General features: G+C 36.3%; 22 protein-coding genes and 1 pseudogene. 13 read left to right on the forward strand and 10 right to left on the reverse strand.

Annotated features, from left to right (window positions below):
* Nucleotides 1-62 precede the first annotated feature (62 nt).
* The 6 genes from ACIQZA_RS02160 to ACIQZA_RS02185 all read left to right on the forward strand — a co-directional run bounded on the left by ACIQZA_RS02160 (nt 63) and on the right by ACIQZA_RS02185 (nt 4,540).
* Entirely contained in the window at nt 63-539 is a 477-nt protein-coding gene (locus tag ACIQZA_RS02160; protein WP_400934489.1) for a prepilin-type N-terminal cleavage/methylation domain-containing protein, read from the forward strand.
* A gap of 105 nt (nt 540-644) precedes the next feature.
* Nucleotides 645-1,616 (forward strand): type IV pilus biogenesis protein PilM, encoded by a 972-nt coding sequence (pilM, locus tag ACIQZA_RS02165; RefSeq protein WP_402879989.1) that lies wholly within the window; start codon nt 645-647, stop codon nt 1,614-1,616.
* Nucleotides 1,616-2,209: a PilN domain-containing protein gene (locus ACIQZA_RS02170; protein ID WP_402879987.1), complete on the forward strand. Its 594-nt coding sequence runs from the start codon at nt 1,616-1,618 to the stop codon at nt 2,207-2,209. Before pilM ends, ACIQZA_RS02170 begins: the two co-directional genes overlap by 1 nt.
* On the forward strand, nt 2,206-2,931 hold the full coding sequence (locus ACIQZA_RS02175) for a potassium transporter (protein ID WP_402879985.1): 726 nt from the start codon (nt 2,206-2,208) through the stop codon (nt 2,929-2,931). Before ACIQZA_RS02170 ends, ACIQZA_RS02175 begins: the two co-directional genes overlap by 4 nt.
* Before the next feature lie 58 nt (nt 2,932-2,989).
* A complete protein-coding gene (locus tag ACIQZA_RS02180; protein WP_402879983.1) occupies nt 2,990-3,742 on the forward strand; it encodes a prepilin peptidase in 753 nt (250 codons plus the stop codon).
* Between the two features lie 75 nt (nt 3,743-3,817).
* Nucleotides 3,818-4,540, forward strand: coding sequence for a gamma-glutamyl-gamma-aminobutyrate hydrolase family protein (locus ACIQZA_RS02185; protein WP_402879982.1), 723 nt, complete (start codon nt 3,818-3,820; stop codon nt 4,538-4,540).
* A 200-nt stretch (nt 4,541-4,740) separates the two neighbouring features.
* Here ACIQZA_RS02185 and lexA read toward each other — a convergent pair whose 3' ends face one another.
* Nucleotides 4,741-5,358, reverse strand: a complete 618-nt coding sequence (lexA, locus tag ACIQZA_RS02190; RefSeq protein ID WP_132363219.1) for a transcriptional repressor LexA — start codon at nt 5,356-5,358, stop codon at nt 4,741-4,743.
* A 162-nt stretch (nt 5,359-5,520) separates the two neighbouring features.
* Between lexA and yneA the strand changes: the two genes are divergently transcribed.
* Both yneA and ACIQZA_RS02200 read left to right on the forward strand, forming a co-directional pair.
* Entirely contained in the window at nt 5,521-5,832 is a 312-nt protein-coding gene (yneA, locus tag ACIQZA_RS02195; RefSeq protein ID WP_400934500.1) for a cell division suppressor protein YneA, read from the forward strand.
* Nucleotides 5,829-6,506, forward strand: a complete 678-nt coding sequence (locus ACIQZA_RS02200) for a YneB family resolvase-like protein (protein WP_402879981.1) — start codon at nt 5,829-5,831, stop codon at nt 6,504-6,506. Before yneA ends, ACIQZA_RS02200 begins: the two co-directional genes overlap by 4 nt.
* A 187-nt stretch (nt 6,507-6,693) precedes the next feature.
* Here the strand turns inward: ACIQZA_RS02200 and ACIQZA_RS02205 are convergent.
* The 4 genes and pseudogenes from ACIQZA_RS02205 to ACIQZA_RS02220 all read right to left on the reverse strand — a co-directional run bounded on the left by ACIQZA_RS02205 (nt 6,694) and on the right by ACIQZA_RS02220 (nt 8,696).
* Nucleotides 6,694-7,101 (reverse strand): annotated as a pseudogene (locus tag ACIQZA_RS02205) (DJ-1/PfpI family protein).
* 154 nt (nt 7,102-7,255) lie between these two features.
* Entirely contained in the window at nt 7,256-7,768 is a 513-nt protein-coding gene (locus ACIQZA_RS02210) for a GNAT family N-acetyltransferase (RefSeq protein WP_402879979.1), read from the reverse strand.
* Nucleotides 7,769-7,812: 44 nt separating this feature from the next.
* A complete protein-coding gene (locus ACIQZA_RS02215) occupies nt 7,813-8,238 on the reverse strand; it encodes a DUF3021 domain-containing protein (RefSeq protein WP_402879977.1) in 426 nt (141 codons plus the stop codon).
* A gap of 5 nt (nt 8,239-8,243) precedes the next feature.
* Entirely contained in the window at nt 8,244-8,696 is a 453-nt protein-coding gene (locus ACIQZA_RS02220; protein WP_402879976.1) for a LytTR family DNA-binding domain-containing protein, read from the reverse strand.
* A 255-nt stretch (nt 8,697-8,951) separates the two neighbouring features.
* Between ACIQZA_RS02220 and ACIQZA_RS02225 the strand changes: the two genes are divergently transcribed.
* From ACIQZA_RS02225 to tkt, 3 genes are all read left to right on the forward strand, one after another.
* A complete protein-coding gene (locus tag ACIQZA_RS02225) occupies nt 8,952-9,569 on the forward strand; it encodes a CPBP family intramembrane glutamic endopeptidase (RefSeq protein WP_402879974.1) in 618 nt (205 codons plus the stop codon).
* A 213-nt stretch (nt 9,570-9,782) separates the two neighbouring features.
* Nucleotides 9,783-10,016: a DUF896 domain-containing protein gene (locus ACIQZA_RS02230; protein WP_132363207.1), complete on the forward strand. Its 234-nt coding sequence runs from the start codon at nt 9,783-9,785 to the stop codon at nt 10,014-10,016.
* Nucleotides 10,017-10,360: 344 nt separating this feature from the next.
* Nucleotides 10,361-12,355, forward strand: coding sequence for a transketolase (tkt, locus tag ACIQZA_RS02235; RefSeq protein WP_142507340.1), 1,995 nt, complete (start codon nt 10,361-10,363; stop codon nt 12,353-12,355).
* 27 nt (nt 12,356-12,382) lie between these two features.
* On the opposite strand, the gene ACIQZA_RS02240 is transcribed toward tkt, so the two are convergent.
* The gene (locus ACIQZA_RS02240) at nt 12,383-12,730 is read right to left on the reverse strand and encodes a hypothetical protein (RefSeq protein WP_248718302.1); all 348 of its coding nucleotides are present in this window, start codon (nt 12,728-12,730) and stop codon (nt 12,383-12,385) included.
* Between the two features lie 137 nt (nt 12,731-12,867).
* On the opposite strand from ACIQZA_RS02240, the gene ACIQZA_RS02245 reads away from it, so the two are divergent.
* The gene (locus ACIQZA_RS02245; RefSeq protein WP_402879971.1) at nt 12,868-13,854 is read left to right on the forward strand and encodes a serine hydrolase domain-containing protein; all 987 of its coding nucleotides are present in this window, start codon (nt 12,868-12,870) and stop codon (nt 13,852-13,854) included.
* 20 nt (nt 13,855-13,874) lie between these two features.
* A complete protein-coding gene (locus tag ACIQZA_RS02250; RefSeq protein ID WP_402879969.1) occupies nt 13,875-14,534 on the forward strand; it encodes an HAD family hydrolase in 660 nt (219 codons plus the stop codon).
* 236 nt (nt 14,535-14,770) lie between these two features.
* Here the strand turns inward: ACIQZA_RS02250 and ACIQZA_RS02255 are convergent, their stop codons facing one another.
* From ACIQZA_RS02255 to ACIQZA_RS02270, 4 genes are all read right to left on the reverse strand, one after another.
* A complete protein-coding gene (locus ACIQZA_RS02255; RefSeq protein ID WP_142507336.1) occupies nt 14,771-15,403 on the reverse strand; it encodes a response regulator transcription factor in 633 nt (210 codons plus the stop codon).
* Nucleotides 15,378-16,415 carry a sensor histidine kinase gene (locus ACIQZA_RS02260; protein ID WP_400935521.1) on the reverse strand — a complete coding sequence of 346 codons (1,038 nt, stop codon included), beginning with the start codon at nt 16,413-16,415 and terminating at the stop codon, nt 15,378-15,380. Before ACIQZA_RS02260 ends, ACIQZA_RS02255 begins: the two co-directional genes overlap by 26 nt.
* Entirely contained in the window at nt 16,412-17,095 is a 684-nt protein-coding gene (gene liaF / locus ACIQZA_RS02265) for a cell wall-active antibiotics response protein LiaF (RefSeq protein WP_403009834.1), read from the reverse strand. The genes ACIQZA_RS02260 and liaF overlap by 4 nt, the downstream gene beginning before the upstream one ends.
* Before the next feature lie 110 nt (nt 17,096-17,205).
* Nucleotides 17,206-17,844 (reverse strand): PspA/IM30 family protein, encoded by a 639-nt coding sequence (locus ACIQZA_RS02270; RefSeq protein WP_142507333.1) that lies wholly within the window; start codon nt 17,842-17,844, stop codon nt 17,206-17,208.
* Nucleotides 17,845-17,855: the final 11 nt, after the last annotated feature.

The raw sequence follows: 17,855 nt of genomic DNA on the forward strand, positions 1-17,855 counted from the left end.
TGTAGCAATGGTTGTACTTGTGTTTTCGGACTAATCATAACAATTTATAAGGAGGAACAGTGATGTTCAAAAAAATCTTAAACAAAAAACTATTAAAAAATCAAAAAGGTTTAACGTTAATCGAGCTATTAGCTGTAATTGTCATTCTAGCGATTATTGCGGCTATTGCTATTCCTGCGATTGGGAATGTTATTAGTAATTCTAAAGACAAAGCAATCCTTTCAGATGCTGCCGGTGTCCTAGCGGGTGCAAAAATTGCTATTGCAGATGGAGCATGTGGTGATTCAACTCTAGAAACTGTTACCTGTAAAACAGATGTTCTTAAAGACGTTTTTGACGGTGAATTAACAGACGGTGATAAAGTAGAATATACTAAAACAGGCAAAAAATATACTATAACTTTTGATGATTTAAAAAATATTAAAAATAAATCGAAATTTGAAGTTGGAGCATTTAAACCTGGAGCTAGTACTTCAATAAGTGAAAAAGATTTGAATAAAGCAATGGGTAATACGGATAAGGATAAAAAGAAAGATTAAATATTAATTTTTCAAAGAACATCCAATTCATGAATTGGATGTTCAAATGAAAGATTAATATATTTAAATTTTGTTATAAAAATCAAAAAGGAGGCATCTTTTCACATGTTTACAAAAAAGAAAAAATCGCATGTGTCGATTGAAATAAAAGATTATATATTGCGTGCGATTGTGGCAAAAGGTGCTGATCCGTCGCAATGGAAAGGCTATGAAATGCCATTAGCACAAGGGATTGTTGAAGGATCTGTTATTCAGGATGAAATGGAATTGTTTGATGTCATGAAAAATGATGTGGCAAAATGGGCTGGCAAAAAGCAAAATGCGCGTATTTTTGTACCGGATATTTCCGTTTTGTTAAAGAGCTTTGAGCATCCTGATGATATAGAGTGGAATGAATTAAAAGGTTATGTAGAGATGGAGCTTGGTCAGTCCATTCATCTTCCGTTTCAAGATCCTCTTATCGATGTCTATGACCCGAATCCTAATGATGGACAGGCCATGTTATTTGCGGCACCTTCAGAAGAAGTGACGAAAATGATTGGACTTTTACTCGATGCTACATTAGATCCACAAGCAGCAGATATTCGGGCATTGTGTAATATTCGTCTGTTAGAGCATTTGCAGTTAATAAAGGACGATCGAACTTATTTAATAGCGGATTGGTCAATCAATGAATTGTCGATAAGTATTTTTTCATTCGGTCAATTGGAGTTTTTACGATACCAATCATTTGATACAGATTTATCGAAATGGAAGCCTGAAGAAATTGAAGAGTATCGTTTTTCTTATCATTCAGAAGTCGAAGATGAGTATCGTATGATTCTTACCGATCAAATGCTTGAAATCGATCGTATTATGAATTTTTTTAAGTTTTCCTTACATAAAGGTGAGAAAAGTGTAGATGAGATTATCATTTTAGGAGATAATCCACTACTTTCAACCGTTAAAGAGTTTTTAGAAAATAATTTTTCGATACCGATTATTATGTTAAATGATTCAATCATTCAAAAATCTTTCCCTCAATTTTCAGAGCAATTTGCTAGCTTAATTGGACTTGCATTAAAGGAGGTTAACTGATGGTACCAGACATTAACCTCTTGCCAAATTTGGAAAAGAAGCATTCAACGCCTACTTTAATATATGTAGTATTTATTATTCTTATTGGTTTGATAGTAGGATACATGATTTTCTTGTTTTTCCAAGCGAAAAGTGATCTTACAAAATTAAATGCGCAGGAAGTGGAGCTTTCATCGCAACGCGAACAACTTCAAATAGAGTTAGATGGTAAACAAGATGCGAACAAAGGCTCATTGGAGCAATCCGTACAATTTGTGGAAAATGTATCCTACCCTGTGACACCTTTAATGGATGAAACGCAAGTATTATTACCAGAGCAAACGTATTTAAGGAACTATGTATTTGGTGAGAAAAATGTTGAAATTACGGCTGATTTTGAAACGATGTCAGCTATATCATCTTATTTAGAAAAGCTAACTGCAAGCCCCTATTTCAATGATATACAGGTTGATACTATTTCTAATTTTGATGTTGCTATTGGAAATCAAGAGGAAAAAAGTGCTAAAAATAAGTTTAAGGAAATACCACGTTATTCGGCAACTATTACATTAGGAATTGATTTTAAATTTCTCGCTGGAGGTAGAGAATCATGACAAGTAGTAAAAATTCAACGATTCTTATCTTAACGGCTTTAATTGCAGCGATTTTATTTGCGCTTTATTACTATATAGTAACACCTAAATTAGAAGAAGTGGATGCGAAAGAAAGCTCGAATATCGCCCTTCAACAAGAAGTTTCTACAATTCAGGAGCAGATTGCTTTAATTGAAAAGAATGGTAAATCGAATAGTACAAGTAACTTAATATTACGTAAAAAAGTACCTCAAACTCGAGCTATTGATGAAGTAATTCGAAATATTGAAGAGATTGAAGTGGTGACGGGCACACGGGTAGAAGCTATGGACTTTAATAATTATGATTCGCTCGTAATGGAGTCAGCTATTACAGATCCTAACTCGACAAACTCTGAGGAACAGGCTGATACACAGCAATCTGCAACTGAAGCGGATGAACAAGCTGTTGCTAAGAATGATGAAACATCTGAAGTGAAAGATAAAATACCAACTGCTACTCTTAATAAAGATTCCTTACCGAAGGAATTAAAACTCGTAACATTTGATATTGAAGTTGTCGCATTGGATAATAAAGCTATGGTTGAGTTTATAAAAGAGATTGAAAAAATTGATCGTGTGATGAAAATTGATGCGATTGATTTCACATTAACTGGTGAAGAAGCGAAATTCCAGGAGGACGCTGATACAACTTTAAAAGCAACCATACAAGTAACGACGTTCTATTATGAAGGACAACAATAATCTAGATGGCGCGCATACTTAAGTGTATGGGCGTCTATTAGTATAGGAGGACATAAAAATGGAAATCGCTTATACAATTACAGTTTTACTATTTGGGCTTGTTCTTGGCTCATTTTTTAATGTAGTTGGCTTACGTGTGCCTATGAAGGAGTCCATTGTGCGCCCACCCTCGCATTGCACTTCTTGTAAGAGACAGTTGACGGCGCTTGATTTGGTCCCTGTTTTGTCTTATTTATTTTTAGGTGGAAAATGCCGTAGCTGTGGGCAAAAAATTTCTTGGATTTATCCACTGATGGAACTTATTACTGGCCTATTATTTGCTTTTGCTTATTGGAAATTAGGCTTTAGTGCAGAATTTTTTGTGGCGCTATTATTAATTTCATTAGTAGTCATTATTGTTGTATCGGATTTTGCGTATATGCTTATTCCCGATAAGGTGCTATTATTCTTTTTACCATTGCTAGTTTTTGGACGCGTGATCTCTCCTTTGTCTCCTTGGTGGGACAGTATAGTTGGTGCTGTCGTAGGTTTTGGCATATTGTATTGTATAGCTGTTCTATCAAGAGGTGGAATGGGTGGTGGCGATATTAAATTATTCTTTTTACTTGGTCTCGTACTCGGGACAATACATACAATTTTGACGCTGTTTGTAGCGGCAGTAATTGGCATGATTGTTGGCATCGTTGTATTAAAGATACGTGGACAGGGAAGGAAAACGCCTATACCATTCGGACCTTCTATTGCTCTAGCAGCTATTATCATCTATTTCTATGGGGATGCGTTGATGAATTGGTATCTTGGGTTTTGGTAAGTAATCATTGATGGATTCCTTCAATGATTAATAGTCAGGCAGTGAATGCAAGATAAAGATCATGGAGGGGATAAGATGAAACCAATTATCGGAATAACGGCTTTTGCGGAGGATGATTTGTCCTCAAGATTAAATGCTGCTTATAGCAAAAGTATAATGGAAGCAGGGGGAGTTCCACTGATAATTCCAATTGGCGTTGAAGAGGATGTAGCACAAATTTTATCGTTGACGGACGGATTATTATTATCAGGTGGCTATGATGTACATCCATTCCTCTTTGACGCAGAACCTGCACCAAAATTAGGGAAGATTCATCCTGAACGAGATGCAGTGGAGCTTGCTTTAATTAATGCAGCCTATATTCGGAAAATGCCAATTCTCGGAATCTGTCGAGGGCTTCAAATACTAAATGTTGCGTTTGGAGGCACAGTCTATCAGGATATTGAAAGTGAGTATCATAGTAAAAAATTAATAAAGCATGTGCAACAGGCAGCACGAGGTGTTACAACACATTATGTTAATCTATCACCTGAAACATTATTAAAAACGATTATTGAGGAAGAAAAAATTGCTGTGAATTCATTTCATCATCAGGCAATAAACGTAGTAGCAGAAAAGCTGAAAGTGGTAGCAAAATCAAGTGATGGTATCGTTGAAGCGGTAGTGCATGATGATTTACCATTTTGTCTAGCAGTACAATGGCATCCTGAAGAGCTAGCTATTGTAGGAGATGCAGTATCAAAGAAACTATTTGCTGCATTTGTAAAGGCAAGTTTGAAATTTAAGGTAGAGGCATAAACTTTATAAGCATTAATTATTTATCCAAGGTTCTAGATAACCTTGGTGATGAACATGAATATATTGCTAGGTGTAAGGAATCCATTTTCAAGTGGGTTCTTTTTTAGCGTTTAACATAACACTCAAAAGATAAGAAAAAGAGGTATATGCCCATTTGTGAACATAATAACCTCTTTTTATACTTTAATATTGAGATACTTTTAATGTACACGACGATATAGACCTACAACATGCCCTAAAATAGAAACTTGATCTACAATAATTGGCTCCATTGTTGAGTTTTCAGGCTGTAAACGAAAATGACTTTTTTCCTTAAAGAAACGCTTTACAGTTGCTTCATTCTCTTCAGTCATTGCTACGACAATATCACCATTATCAGCTGTTGCTTTTTGTTTAACAATCACTAAATCTCCATCTAAAATGCCAGCTTCAATCATTGATTCACCCATAATTTCAAGCATAAATAATTGATCTTCACTTGTACCATAAATATCTGGAAGTGGGAAATATTCATCGATATTTTCAACAGCGGTTATCGGAGAACCTGCAGTAACCTTCCCAACTAATGGGACATGAATAACATGTTGCTTTTGAATAGAATCCTCTGGCTCTAAAATTTCAATTGCACGTGGTTTAGTTGGATCGCGTCGAATCAAGCCTTTTTGTTCTAAACGAGCTAAATGCCCATGAACTGTTGAGCTTGAGGCAAGTCCAACTGCCTCACCAATCTCACGTACAGATGGTGGATACCCCTTTGCTCGTACTTCTTCTTTAATGAACTCTAATATGGCCTCTTGTCTTTTCGAAACTTTTTTCATATTTGCTCACCTCTTTTTTTAATCATTCTACTAATTAATAGTATAACAGAATGCGAACACTTAAGCAAACATAGGTTCGAAAAGTGTTTGACAAAAACGTTTGTTCGTATTAATATGAGAACATATATTCCGAACAAACATTCTAGGAAAGGGGTTTTAAACATGAACTGGTTAAAGAAAAATCCACATATTACAACTTTATTAGGAGCTTGTCTGCTTTTGGCGGCATACCTTTTTATAACAGACCCAGGCGATGTAACATACACAGAAATTGAAATCACACATGGTGATAGCTTATGGTCGTTAGCCGATCAATACCGTGGTAAAATGAAAACGGATGAATGGATTAAGCTTGTGAAAACAGAAAATGAATTATCGAACGTACAAATTATTGCAGGTAAATCCCTAGTGATTCCAGTAGTGGGTGGCCAATCCCCTATAAATTCAATTGAAATTGCGAGAAACGAAAAATGATAATGAATCAACAATCGGCTGTTGTCTATTGCCGTGTGAGTACAGAAAAAGAGACACAAAGTTCTTCATTAGAGCGTCAGCAAGAGGAGTTGATGCGCTATGCCAAAGAACAGGGCTACGAAGTCAAGCGTGTTTTTATGGACAAGCATAGTGGTTATGATGTGGAACGTGAAGGTTTACTAGAAATGCTTGATTTCATTAAAGAAAAAGAAATAGAAGCATTATTTGTACAGGATGAAACACGTTTAGGGCGTGGAAATGCTCGAATGGCAGTATTGCATTTATTGCAGAAAACTGAAACTGATGTTTTTTCTATGCGAGACGAGGGACCTATACAATTAAATGAAATGGATACGATGCTCTTAGAAATTTTAGCAATCGTAGAGGAGTACCAGCGCAGAATCCATAATGCTAAAATACGTCGTGGCATGCGTCGTGCCGTTGAAAATGGCTATCGCCCTGAAAACAATTTATCTAACCGTGGAAATCCAAATGGTCAAGAACGTAAGGATGTTCCTATAGACGAAATTGTCAACCTACGTAATCGAGGCTTCACCTTTGAGGAAATCGCCATGACGCTTAGAGGTTTAGGCTTTGAAGTAAGCAAAGCTACAGTCCATAGGAGATATCGGGAACATCAAGAGGGTAACGGGCAAAATAAAGTAACGTATTAATCAGTGGGAGTTTTATCGTCCCGCTGATTTTTTAATTTTTAAAGGTTCTAAGTTCCAAACTGACGGGTAGACCCGATCGACGAATAGAATGAATAGCAAAAAAATAAGAGAAGTAGCGATTGCTACCTCTCTTCCTTATAAATTCACTATAAAAAATTTTTATATCATCAATTAGCGATATTTTTATTTATGCCCTGTACCAATTTTCATCAAAAGAGAGATGCAGGGCTTTACCCACAGTAATGCCAAATTGTATAAAACCTTTACTTCTTGCAGTTATGATGTTGCCGTCTTGTACAACTAAGTCTTCAGAGAGATGACTAAGATCAAAGAAGCCCAACTTATCCATACCTTCTAGAGATAATCCTACAGTATATTTTTTGTTCTTTAATACTCCAGCTTTTGCTAAAAGAGATGGCGTGCTAGAAATACTTGCAATGATAGCTCCTTCGGCATTTACATGACTAATAAAATCAAATAATATTGCTCATGTATTAATAAAACACCCTGGTAATATCAAGCTATCAACTTCGTCAAGATTAATATCACTTATTTGTGTATCTGCTATACAAGATAACCCAGATTCCCCTTTAATTTTTTCGCTGTTTAATCCAACAGTATGCCGGGTTCATTTCCTTGCATTAATATAGATAATGCTACACTCAATTCACTAAATTGGGGATACAATAATACAGCGGTCTTTTTTATATAAATTTCTCCTCTAGAAATCGATAATCCCTAAAAGGATCTTATGCCCACTCTTCTTTTAAGACAGCATAGTAATATTCATCCCACCACTCATCTCCATTTGGTATGCATTTTTTAAAATAACCTTCGCGTCTCATGCCGATTTTCTCCATCACTCGATAAGATGGGATATTTTCTGGTTGGCATGTAGCAATAATTCTATGAAGTTGCTTTTCTTTAAATCCGTAATTCAGTACAGCTTTTGCTGCTTCAGAGGCATAGCCATTATTGTAATAGTTCGGATTCAATACCCAGCCAATTTCATACGTATGGTCACCAAAATATTGATGGAAAACAATATGACCAATGACAATATTTTCGCTTATTAAAATAACGGGGAAGTATTTTGCTTGTCCACCGCTATTTTCTAATACGAACTTTTTAGCTTCTTCTTCATTAAAAACTCCTTCGGGAATATACTTCATTACATTTGGATTCGAAGTATATTCATAGACAGCTTGCCAATCTTGAATCTCAAATTCTCTTATTAAAAGTCTGTTCGTTTTGATAAACAATTTATATTCCTCCAAGCTTTGATATTTCACATTAGTTTTATTTTCTATTTATTTATCAGCTCATCAATCTTTTTATTCATTTTTTTCACTTCTGATTTGTTATATAGATAAAATAACACCCAAATTAAAGTAAATAGCAAAACACTAAAGAATAGCATTAACAAAGTTATTCCTATAGACGATGTGGGAAGCCAATTTAAAAATAGCGCAACAACAATAAAAGTACCTAAAGAAATTGCAAAATGGATAGCTGTTTGTAGTAAAAATGTTAAACGTTCTACTTGATAAATGTACGATGGTAATACACAAGCGAGTCCCACCATAATTGAACCAAGGGATTGTTGTATGAAGTCAGCCGTTATAGCTTCGAAAAAAATATCTCCAAAAATCCAAGAACCGAAAAGATTAATAAAAACAAAAACTGTACAGCCCATACTTACACCAAACGCTACATTTTTAAAAAAATGCACCTAACTTAAACCCCCAAACGCTTTTTAAATTGCTTTCGATAATTACGAGTAATTACTTCTTTAATTCCTAAAACTAGCTCAATTTCCAATGTTCCGTTAAATGAAGCTTCGATATTTTTAACTTTTGTTAGATTTATAATTGCAGATTTAGAAATCCGTATAAAATTATTCCCCAATAGCTTCTCTAATTCATATAAAGGTTTATTCAATATGAGACGATTATTATCTTTATCATATAAAGCTAATTCTCTTCCTTCAGTTCGAATAACAATAATTGAATTTGGATCAATGATATATGTTTTATTATTTGCTAGCCCTGTTAAAATTTGTTCTTCTTTCTCTTTTTGTAATAAAGAAATAGCAGCTTGTATCGTAGGACTAAGTTTTGCTGTACAAATTGTTACATGTGGCTCTTCATACTCTGAATCTATTTTTACCTCTATTTTCAGCTTTATCACCTCTCAAAAAAATTATAGCATATACAGCGTTTTGGAAAATGCAGGTCATTATTCGAAAAAGGCATCTTACACAATCATAACAACATGTTACTCCAAACGTATTGTTGGGGTACATTTCGTTCGTTATATTGAGTCCAGGTAAATTAAAAGCTTTTAATGTACTGCAAATGAAATAGAGATCTAAACAATATAGGGATATGAATTTTTCGAGTAATTGACTATTTGACAATTCATTATTAGGAGGTAAGGATTAATATGAATGAAATAACTACCTCAAGTGATAGAACTAAAACTGGTTGGCTATTAGTAAGTATTGCAAGTATGCTAACAGCTAGTATAATTTTTTGGTTCTATAATAATCCTGAAGGTTTTATTGAAAATGGAATTGGCTTTAGGACGGATGTATTTTCGAATATATTTATTTGGATTTTCACACTATTAATCATAACGGGATACATTGCATACACACTCAGTGCAATACCTTTTGTAAAAGCTCATTTATTTACTATTTCTTGGCTTAAAGTAATTGGGATATGGGCTGCCGTTGTGACAGGAATAGTTGAAGAAGTTGTTTTCAGACATATACTTATGGAGTACCTATTAACTATTGCATTTTCAGACGTAGCACAAATATTAATTTCAGGGATACTCTTTGGAATTGCTCACGGTATGTGGGTACTTTTGAAAGGGGATTGGAAGTTTGCATTACCTGCTATTATAAGTACCACAATATTAGGGGGTCTTCTCGCAACGCTTTATATTGTAGCTGGCCGAAGTACCTTTGCACCAATAGTAGCTCATATTTTAATTAATATGTTTATTGAACCATGGCTAATGTTATCTGCTGTTTCTGGAAAATGGTCTAGTAAATAAAGAACAAATTACACTTGCTAATTGTCCTTAACCTGCAAGGATGTTTTTATTTCCTTGCAAGTGTGTACTGAGTGAAGTTTCTAGAAATTCGCTCTATACTACATTCAAGAATAAAGTGATACTTGAAAGGTTGGTATAACTGCATTTCAAGGGGATACATGCTATACTTTATATACCATATTCATTAAGATATGTATTGAAAGGTGTGTAATTATGTTATCAAAAGAAAAAATTAACCGAATCAATGAACTTTCTGCTAAGGCTAAAAGTGGTACATTAACAGAGGCAGAAGCTAAGGAACGATCAGCGCTTCGTAAAGAATATCTAGATACATTTAGATCAACGATGCGAGATACAATTGAAAACGTAAAAGTGGTAGATGCTGAAGGAAATGATGTAACACCAGAAAAAGTTAAACAAGCGAAAAAAAATAAATTTCTCAATTAATATGACACATTTAGGACAATTACGCCTCGACGTAATTGCGTCCGGATTTTGAATTGTGCTTAGGCTTGCGCAATGCAGGTCAGTTAGCCGTTTTCGCAGGATGCGAAGGTTTAGGCTAACATCCTTATGTTAATTCCTTTCAAAATCCGTGACATCCCGCCGGAGGCATTATCTTTATTCAGTTGGCCTCATTGCCGGCTTTATAATGTGGGGGATTTTTCGCTGAATAAAGATAAAGTATGTTATAAATCGTTAATAGTATAACAAAACCATTGTTTTCTGAAGCAATGTTGACTAAACTGTATAAGAACAATATATAGGACGAGAAAGGATGTCACAAAATAATGACTCAACATGCGGATCAACTAGCGATTAATGCTATCCGAACTTTGTCAATTGATGCAATTGAAAAAGCAAACTCAGGTCACCCAGGTTTACCGATGGGGGCTGCGCCAATGGCTTATACGCTTTGGACAAAACAACTTCACCATAATCCGGCTAATCCAAAATGGTTTAACCGTGACCGTTTTGTACTTTCTGCAGGTCATGGCTCTATGCTTTTATATAGCCTACTTCATCTAGGTGGCTACGGCTTACCAATGGAAGAAATTCAAAACTTCCGTCAATGGGATTCATTAACTCCAGGGCATCCTGAATATGGTCATACTGTTGGGGTAGAGGCAACAACAGGGCCTCTAGGTCAAGGTATTGCTATGACAGTTGGTATGGCAATGGCTGAACGCCATTTAGCAGCTACTTACAATAAACCAGGACATGACATCGTTGATCACTATACATTTGCACTTTGTGGCGATGGCGATTTAATGGAAGGTGTAGCAGCTGAAGCTATCTCTTTAGCAGGTCACTTAAAACTTGAAAAGTTAATCGTTTTATACGATTCAAACGATATTTCTTTAGATGGTGATTTAGAAAAATCATTCTCAGAAAATGTTCAAAAACGTTTCGAATCTTATGGCTGGAACTATTTAAAAGTTGCAGATGGTACAGATGTTGAAGCAATTAACGCAGCAATCGAAGAAGCTAAAAAATCAACTGGCAAGCCAACACTGATTGAAGTGAAAACTGTTATCGGTTTTGGTTCACCAAACAAATCTGGTAAAGCTGCTTCTCACGGTGCACCACTTGGTCAAGATGAAGTTGTTTTAACAAAAGCAGCATATGAATGGGCACACGAGCCATTCCAAATTCCTGCTGAAGCATATGATACATTCGCAGCAGCTGCTGAAGTTCAAGGGGCACAACCTGAAGAAGCTTGGAATGCTAAGTTTGAAGCATATAAGCAAGAGTTCCCAGAATTAGCAGCGCAATTTGAAAAGGCAATGAATGGTCAATTACCAGAAGATTTTGCTTCTGAATTACCAGTTTATGAAGCAGGTAAATCAGTAGCTACTCGTTCTTCTTCTGGAGATGCAATCAATGCAATTGCAAAGAAAACTCCATCATTCTTCGGTGGTTCAGCTGACCTTGCTGGCTCAAATAAAACGACGATGAAAGACGCTGGAGATTTCTCTGCAGACGATTATGCTGGCCGTAATATTTGGTTCGGTGTACGTGAGTTTGCAATGGGTGCTGCTATGAACGGTATGGCACTTCACGGTGGTCTTAACGTATTTGGTGGTACATTCTTCGTATTCTCTGATTATGTTCGTCCAGCTGTACGTCTTTCTGCATTAATGGGTCTTCCTGTTACTTATGTATTTACACATGACTCAATTGCTGTAGGGGAAGATGGTCCAACACATGAACCAATCGAACACCTTGCATCTTTACGTGCAATGCCGAATTTATCTGTTGTTCGCCCAGCTGATGCAAATGAATCAGCCGTTGCATGGGAGCTAGCAGTAGCATCTGAAAAAACACCAACTGTTTTAGTATTGTCCCGTCAAAACTTACCTGTTCTTGACGCATCTATTGATACAGTACGTGAAGGTGTTACTAAAGGTGCTTATACAGTGTCTCCTGCTACAAAAGAAGTGGCAGATGCCATTTTAATTGCAACAGGCTCTGAGGTTTCACTTGCAGTCGAAGCACAAAAAGCATTAAAAGCTGATGGTGTAGATGTGGCAGTTGTTTCAATGCCATCTATGGATCGCTTCGAAAAACAAGACGCAGCGTACAAAGAATCTATTCTTCCAAAAGCTGTAACAAAACGTCTTGCAATCGAAATGGGCTCATCATTCGGCTGGCATAAATACACTGGTTTTGAAGGGGACGTTCTTGCAATTGACAAGTTCGGCGCTTCTGCACCAGGTGAAATAGTGATGGAAAAATACGGATTCACAGTAGAAAATGTTGTAGCGAAGGTAAAAGCGCTATAATTCATAAAATACCGCATACTCAGTAGGTTAAATCTCCTCTGAGTACTGCGGTATTTTTTCGTGTTTAGAGGATTTCACTAAAGAAATCCAAATAGCTGCACAATGAATTAGCAGCATAATGACAAAACAGTAAAAGCCTTTGGAACTTCCTTCAATGTTTAGCTCATCAGCTATAATGCCACTAAACCAAAGAAGCTGACCTGTGATAATTGCTGAGAGGCTTGCAAAAAGTAAACAAAACCAAATAGATACTTTTTTTACAATCACAATAATGAGTAGCAAAACAGCAAAAAGTAGGGTAGCTTCAAAAATCGGATCTAGAAGTGAAAACGTATTTTCATTTACAAAATGCTTATAAGTAAATTGAGTATCCACACAACCCCTCCTTAAAAATAATAACGGTTTTGGTAATAAAAGGTTTCATGAATTAAGAAACTCATCTAGTATTAATTCCCAATAGGTATATAATGATAAGTGTAGGCATCGAACTAGAAATGTTGAGAGGTGTTTAAATGAATTCACAAGCAATACTCACACAAGTAAAGGAAACTTTCTCACAATTAGATTGTACAGGTGGCGGAGTTATTATTAATAAGCATGGTCAAACAGTATTAGAAGAATATTTTGGTGTGCAAGGACAACAACAAGACGCCAAAAGGATTGGACCACATACTCTTTTTCATCTTGCTTCTGTTCGTAAAACATATGTAGGATTTGCTGTAGCATATGCGATTTATCATAACTATATTGCTTCAATAGATGATAAACTAAGTGATTATTTAGAGAATGAAATAGTTTTTGCTGATGTATCAATTAGACATCTACTCACCCATACTCACGGTTTACGTCGGCAAAATGAAAAAGTAATGAAGGAATTCAAAGCAGGTTATAACTGGGCATACCGAGATATTAATGTAGAACTACTTGCAAAAGTCATTTTTAAAGCTACTGGAAAAACTATTGCAGAAATTGTAGATGAGCAAGTATTTCAGCCATTGTCTTTAACTGAAACAAATTGGTTTAGTGAAAAAAACGAACAGCATATAGAAGTAATACATAATGATAACCCCTTTTGGTATGAAAGCGACGTATGTGATGGTAGTAAAATGAATATGTATAGCACATTAAGAGAGCTAGCTAAGTGGGGACAAGTGCATCTTGATAAAGGGAGATTACTTGGAAAACAAATTATACCTGAAGAAATCATACAGTTATTAACGACAATTCAATCCCCAAATTCTAAACCAAAGAACTTGCCAACTAATGGCTTTTTCTGGTTCATTCAGCCACAACAGAGAGAAGGGGTTACAGAGTTAATCCCAATATTACCACAAGGAAGCTTTCAATTACTTGGTTTCACAAGTGTTGCTCTATTGGTAATTCCTAAAGAAAATATTGTGGCAGTTCGTGGATTTAACAGCTTTGGCTCACCTGAAGGGTTTGATTATATTAAAGATATTCATGATTTTGGTTCAACCGTGTATCAATCAATTCTTTAATAATAAAAGGAGGGCTAGTAATGAAAAAGTATAGCGTAGTGTTATTTGATTTAGACGGTACAATATCTGATCCTAAAATAGGGATAACAAAATCTGTTCAATATGCTTTAGGGAAAATGGGTATAGTTGAAGAAGACCTTGATCAGCTTGAAACGTTTATTGGGCCGCCGCTGCAAGTATCATTTCGAGAAATATATGGAATGGATGATGTTCAAATTGAACGAGCGATTGCTTTTTACCGTGAACGTTTTATCAAAACTGGCATGTATGAGAATAAATTGTATCAAAATATATCATCTTTATTAGAATATTTACAGAAGGATGGTTATCAGTTAGCAATAGCCACATCTAAGCCAACTGTATTTGCAGAACAAATTATACAATACTTTAACCTTGAACATTTTTTTGACCTTGTTGCAGGCAGCAATTTAGATGGTACACGGTCAGCTAAAGGAGAAGTTATCGCATATGTACGCGAACATTTTAATGAAGTGAATATCAATCAATTAATTATGATTGGAGATCGTAAATACGATATTGTTGGGGCACTTGAAAATCAAATCGATTCTATCGGTGTTACTTATGGCTATGGCTCACTTGAGGAATTGACGGAAGCACAAGCAACATACATAGTGAACAGTGTAAACGAGCTGCAAAAGTTTTTTAATAGATGGAGTTAAAAAATACGAAACTGCATTGATAGAAATGCAGTTTCGTATTTTTTGGAAAACAGACGTAATCGCTGATAAAAGAGGTAAAATCGCTGATAGCCCAGGTAGGATCGCTGATAAAAGAGGTAAAATCGCTGATAACCCAGGTAGGATCGCTGATAAAAGAGGTAAAATCGCTGATAGCCCAGGTAGAATCGCTGATAACCCCAGCAAAATCGCTAATAAACCAAACGACCTAAGAAAAACTACTTCGCAAGCCCGTTTTGAAAAGCGTAGACAACTGCTTGTGTGCGATCTTGAACATCAAGCTTCGCTAAAATATTGCTGACATGTGTTTTTACGGTTTTTAAAGCAATGTATAAGTCATCGGCGATTTCCTGATTGGCTTTGCCTTTAGCCATTAGCAATAATACTTCCATTTCGCGCTCGGTTAGCTGCTCATACAGAGGAGTACTAGAGCCGTGGCGCATGCGATGCATCATTTTTGATGTTACTTCTGGCTCTAAAACGGTTTCGCCGCCCATTGTTTTTCGAATGGCATCGGCGATTTGCTTCGCATTTGACGTTTTTAAAATATAGCTGACTGCACCAGCCTCTAATGCAGGGTAGACTTTGTCATCATCTAAAAAACTTGTCACCATCATAATTTTTGCTTCTGGCCATGCAGCTAAAATTTCAGCTGTCGCTTCAGCTCCTGTCATGACGGGCATCACATTGTCCATTAAAATAATGTCTGGACGCAGCTCAAGAGCACGTTCCACTGCCTCTTTACCATTTTCAGCTTCTCCTACAACATTGATATCTGGTTGTGCTGATAGATAGGCAGAAACACCAATTCGCACCATTTCATGATCATCCACTATTAACACTTGAATCATTCACTTCAACCTCCTTTTGTAGTGGAATTTTAACCTCTACAATTGTACCTTCTCCAGGCACGGATACAATTTTGTACGTACAGCCAATCTCTACCGCGCGCTCGGCAATGTTTTGCAGTCCATAAGAAGTAGATTTATCAGCTTCGACATCAAAGCCGAGGCCATTGTCCTGAATACGTAAAATGGCTAAATCATCGCGGGCAACGAGCAGTAATTCAACTTCGCTCGCTTTTGCATGGCGTAGCGTATTGGATAACGCCTCCTGTGCAATGCGGAATAAATGATCCTCCTCCGCTTTGGATAACGACATTTCCTCAAGCTCATATTCAATATGAAAAAATACCTTCTGCTGCAGCTCAATAATGAGCTCCTCAAGACCTTGTGCCAGCGTTTTATTATGCAAAGCTACTGGACGCAAATGTAATAATAATGCGCGCATTTCAAGTTGTGCCTGTTGTACAACTTTTTCGACTTGCTTTAATCTTGGAGCATTTTCATCAGTTTCGGTCAATGCGGAAAGCAACATCGAAGCTGCGAATAATTGCTGTGATACAGAGTCATGGAGCTCGCGAGCAAGGCGTTGACGTTCAGCAATAATTCGCTCCTGAATAATTTTATCATTAGCTTCTGCACGTTCATTGGATAAGCGCTGTAAGCTTTTTCGTTGGGTATCGATTAATTCACTTGTTTGAACTAAAGCTTTTTTCAAAGGTTTTGGTAAAGGCTGTTTTTTAGGTAATACAAAATCAGGTTCAACTAATTGTTTCACGATTTTGGTTGCCTGAGCCTCTCTTGCGCGGGCTGTCATACTAATCCAACTTGCAATCAGTAAACTAAGCGCAAAAAGAATGACAACAATAAACCCACCGAGTGGGATATTATTATAATTCTGCTGCCATAATGGCTCCCATGTTTTCTCGTTTGGCTCGCCCCAAACAGCGACAAGAAGGCCGAATACAGCACTCATCAACATAAAAAGTATAGTAAATATTCTTGAGATAAAGGCAATCATTTACGTAGCACCTCCAAGTCCCCAAGCCATGTTGCAACATGTATCACAAGTATACGTTTTGCATCCTCAGGGTTTCCATCTGAAAAATTTACACTTTCATTGAGTATGCGTTGCGGTCCAACATTTAGGCATTTTATCTCACCAAACAATGTCGTATAGTGTAAGCGAAATGGAATTTCATATGGGATATAAATTTGAACCTTACCAATGCCTTGACGAATCGTAATGATACTTGTGCCGGTAGGCAAAATTGTTTGTGTAGTATCAATCGTAATGTCACCTGCAAGTCGCTGAATTTGAACATCTTGCCATTTGTAGGCATCTAATGGTGCAGGCATTGTACCGAATAATTCGTTTTTCGTAGCAGGAAGTTTTTCGAAAAGCTCCGAACCAACAACTTTGGCTTTGTTTTCTCTTTGCAAGTATTGATAGAGCATATATAAGAGAATGATGACAATAAATAAGCGTAAACTCCACATCGTAAAGAGTGCAATCGAGATAAAGAAAATTCCTGTCCATTTAAAGAAACGATTTTTTTTCGAGAAACTTAAATAAAGAAGTCCTACCCCAATCAAAAGACAAAAGGCGCCACCGTTATTAAAGATTGTAAGCTCCACAAAAACGAGTAAAAAGAAGCATAGTACTAAAAATGTGAGCTTATTAGTTGTGAAATTTTGCAAGAGGGTCACCCTTCTTTCTACTAAGAGTATAAGAGAGGGAATGGGTCCCTCTATTTCAAAACGGAAAGAATGCGCCTCTAAATATGGCGCATTTCTTTCATTATAACATGTTATTTGTTTTCAATTAGCAGTGGCGCGTTATCTTCTGCAGCATTTTTTTCGAGTTGTGCCAGACGAGACTCGAAAGATGTTACTTCATGATCTTTGTCGATTTGGTAAGCGAGCTTATCGATGTATGATTCTAAATCCTCAAAGTTTGTTTTATTGTTTTTAGCAATCATACTGTCCATTTGATGGTGAGCGCGAGTGACGTTTTCTTTGCCCATAAGCTGTAATTGACGCACTTTCATATCTTTAATTTTGTGTTTCATCGTTTCAAATTTGCGTTCAAGCTCGAAGTATTCACGTGTACTTGCCTCAATACTAGCTTGTAATGTATTGTTACGTGCTGTATAAGCAGCTACTTCATCAGAGGCAAAATCGATTAAATCTTGCTCTCCACTAGTAGTAGCTAATTTTAGTTGAGCGTCACGTTTAGCTAGTAAATCTGCATTTTGCTTAAATTCTTGCTCTAGTTTTTCCTTTAATTGACCTTGACGCTCTAATAATTTTCCTGTTTGCTCTGTTTGTTTTTCTGCCTCACGAATATATTGATTTAACATCGCAATTGGATTTTTTTGTTCCTTCTTATCAAATGCATGATGTAAATCAGCCTCAATTGTATATTTAAAACGTTTAAATAAGTTCATTTAAATTCGCT

Source organism: Lysinibacillus sp. NPDC096382, assembly GCF_044762845.1.
In the GTDB taxonomy this organism is placed as follows: Bacteria; Bacillota; Bacilli; order Bacillales_A; family Planococcaceae; genus Lysinibacillus.

Excerpts from the sequence above, each read along its gene's own strand:
- ACIQZA_RS02180 (WP_402879983.1), top strand. The coding sequence starts at position 2,990 with ATGGAAATCGCTTATACAATTACAGTTTTACTATTTGGGCTTGTTCTT.
- ACIQZA_RS02260 (WP_400935521.1), bottom strand. The coding sequence starts at position 16,415 with ATGATTGCCTTTATCTCAAGAATATTTACTATACTTTTTATGTTGATG.
- tkt (WP_142507340.1), top strand. The coding sequence starts at position 10,361 with ATGACTCAACATGCGGATCAACTAGCGATTAATGCTATCCGAACTTTG.
- ACIQZA_RS02160 (WP_400934489.1), top strand. The coding sequence starts at position 63 with ATGTTCAAAAAAATCTTAAACAAAAAACTATTAAAAAATCAAAAAGGT.
- ACIQZA_RS02170 (WP_402879987.1), top strand. The coding sequence starts at position 1,616 with ATGGTACCAGACATTAACCTCTTGCCAAATTTGGAAAAGAAGCATTCA.
- ACIQZA_RS02255 (WP_142507336.1), bottom strand. The coding sequence starts at position 15,403 with ATGATTCAAGTGTTAATAGTGGATGATCATGAAATGGTGCGAATTGGT.
- ACIQZA_RS02200 (WP_402879981.1), top strand. The coding sequence starts at position 5,829 with ATGATAATGAATCAACAATCGGCTGTTGTCTATTGCCGTGTGAGTACA.
- ACIQZA_RS02250 (WP_402879969.1), top strand. The coding sequence starts at position 13,875 with ATGAAAAAGTATAGCGTAGTGTTATTTGATTTAGACGGTACAATATCT.
- ACIQZA_RS02270 (WP_142507333.1), bottom strand. The coding sequence starts at position 17,844 with ATGAACTTATTTAAACGTTTTAAATATACAATTGAGGCTGATTTACAT.
- yneA (WP_400934500.1), top strand. The coding sequence starts at position 5,521 with ATGAACTGGTTAAAGAAAAATCCACATATTACAACTTTATTAGGAGCT.
- ACIQZA_RS02225 (WP_402879974.1), top strand. The coding sequence starts at position 8,952 with ATGAATGAAATAACTACCTCAAGTGATAGAACTAAAACTGGTTGGCTA.
- ACIQZA_RS02175 (WP_402879985.1), top strand. The coding sequence starts at position 2,206 with ATGACAAGTAGTAAAAATTCAACGATTCTTATCTTAACGGCTTTAATT.
- lexA (WP_132363219.1), bottom strand. The coding sequence starts at position 5,358 with ATGAAAAAAGTTTCGAAAAGACAAGAGGCCATATTAGAGTTCATTAAA.
- ACIQZA_RS02185 (WP_402879982.1), top strand. The coding sequence starts at position 3,818 with ATGAAACCAATTATCGGAATAACGGCTTTTGCGGAGGATGATTTGTCC.
- ACIQZA_RS02230 (WP_132363207.1), top strand. The coding sequence starts at position 9,783 with ATGTTATCAAAAGAAAAAATTAACCGAATCAATGAACTTTCTGCTAAG.
- ACIQZA_RS02245 (WP_402879971.1), top strand. The coding sequence starts at position 12,868 with ATGAATTCACAAGCAATACTCACACAAGTAAAGGAAACTTTCTCACAA.
- pilM (WP_402879989.1), top strand. The coding sequence starts at position 645 with ATGTTTACAAAAAAGAAAAAATCGCATGTGTCGATTGAAATAAAAGAT.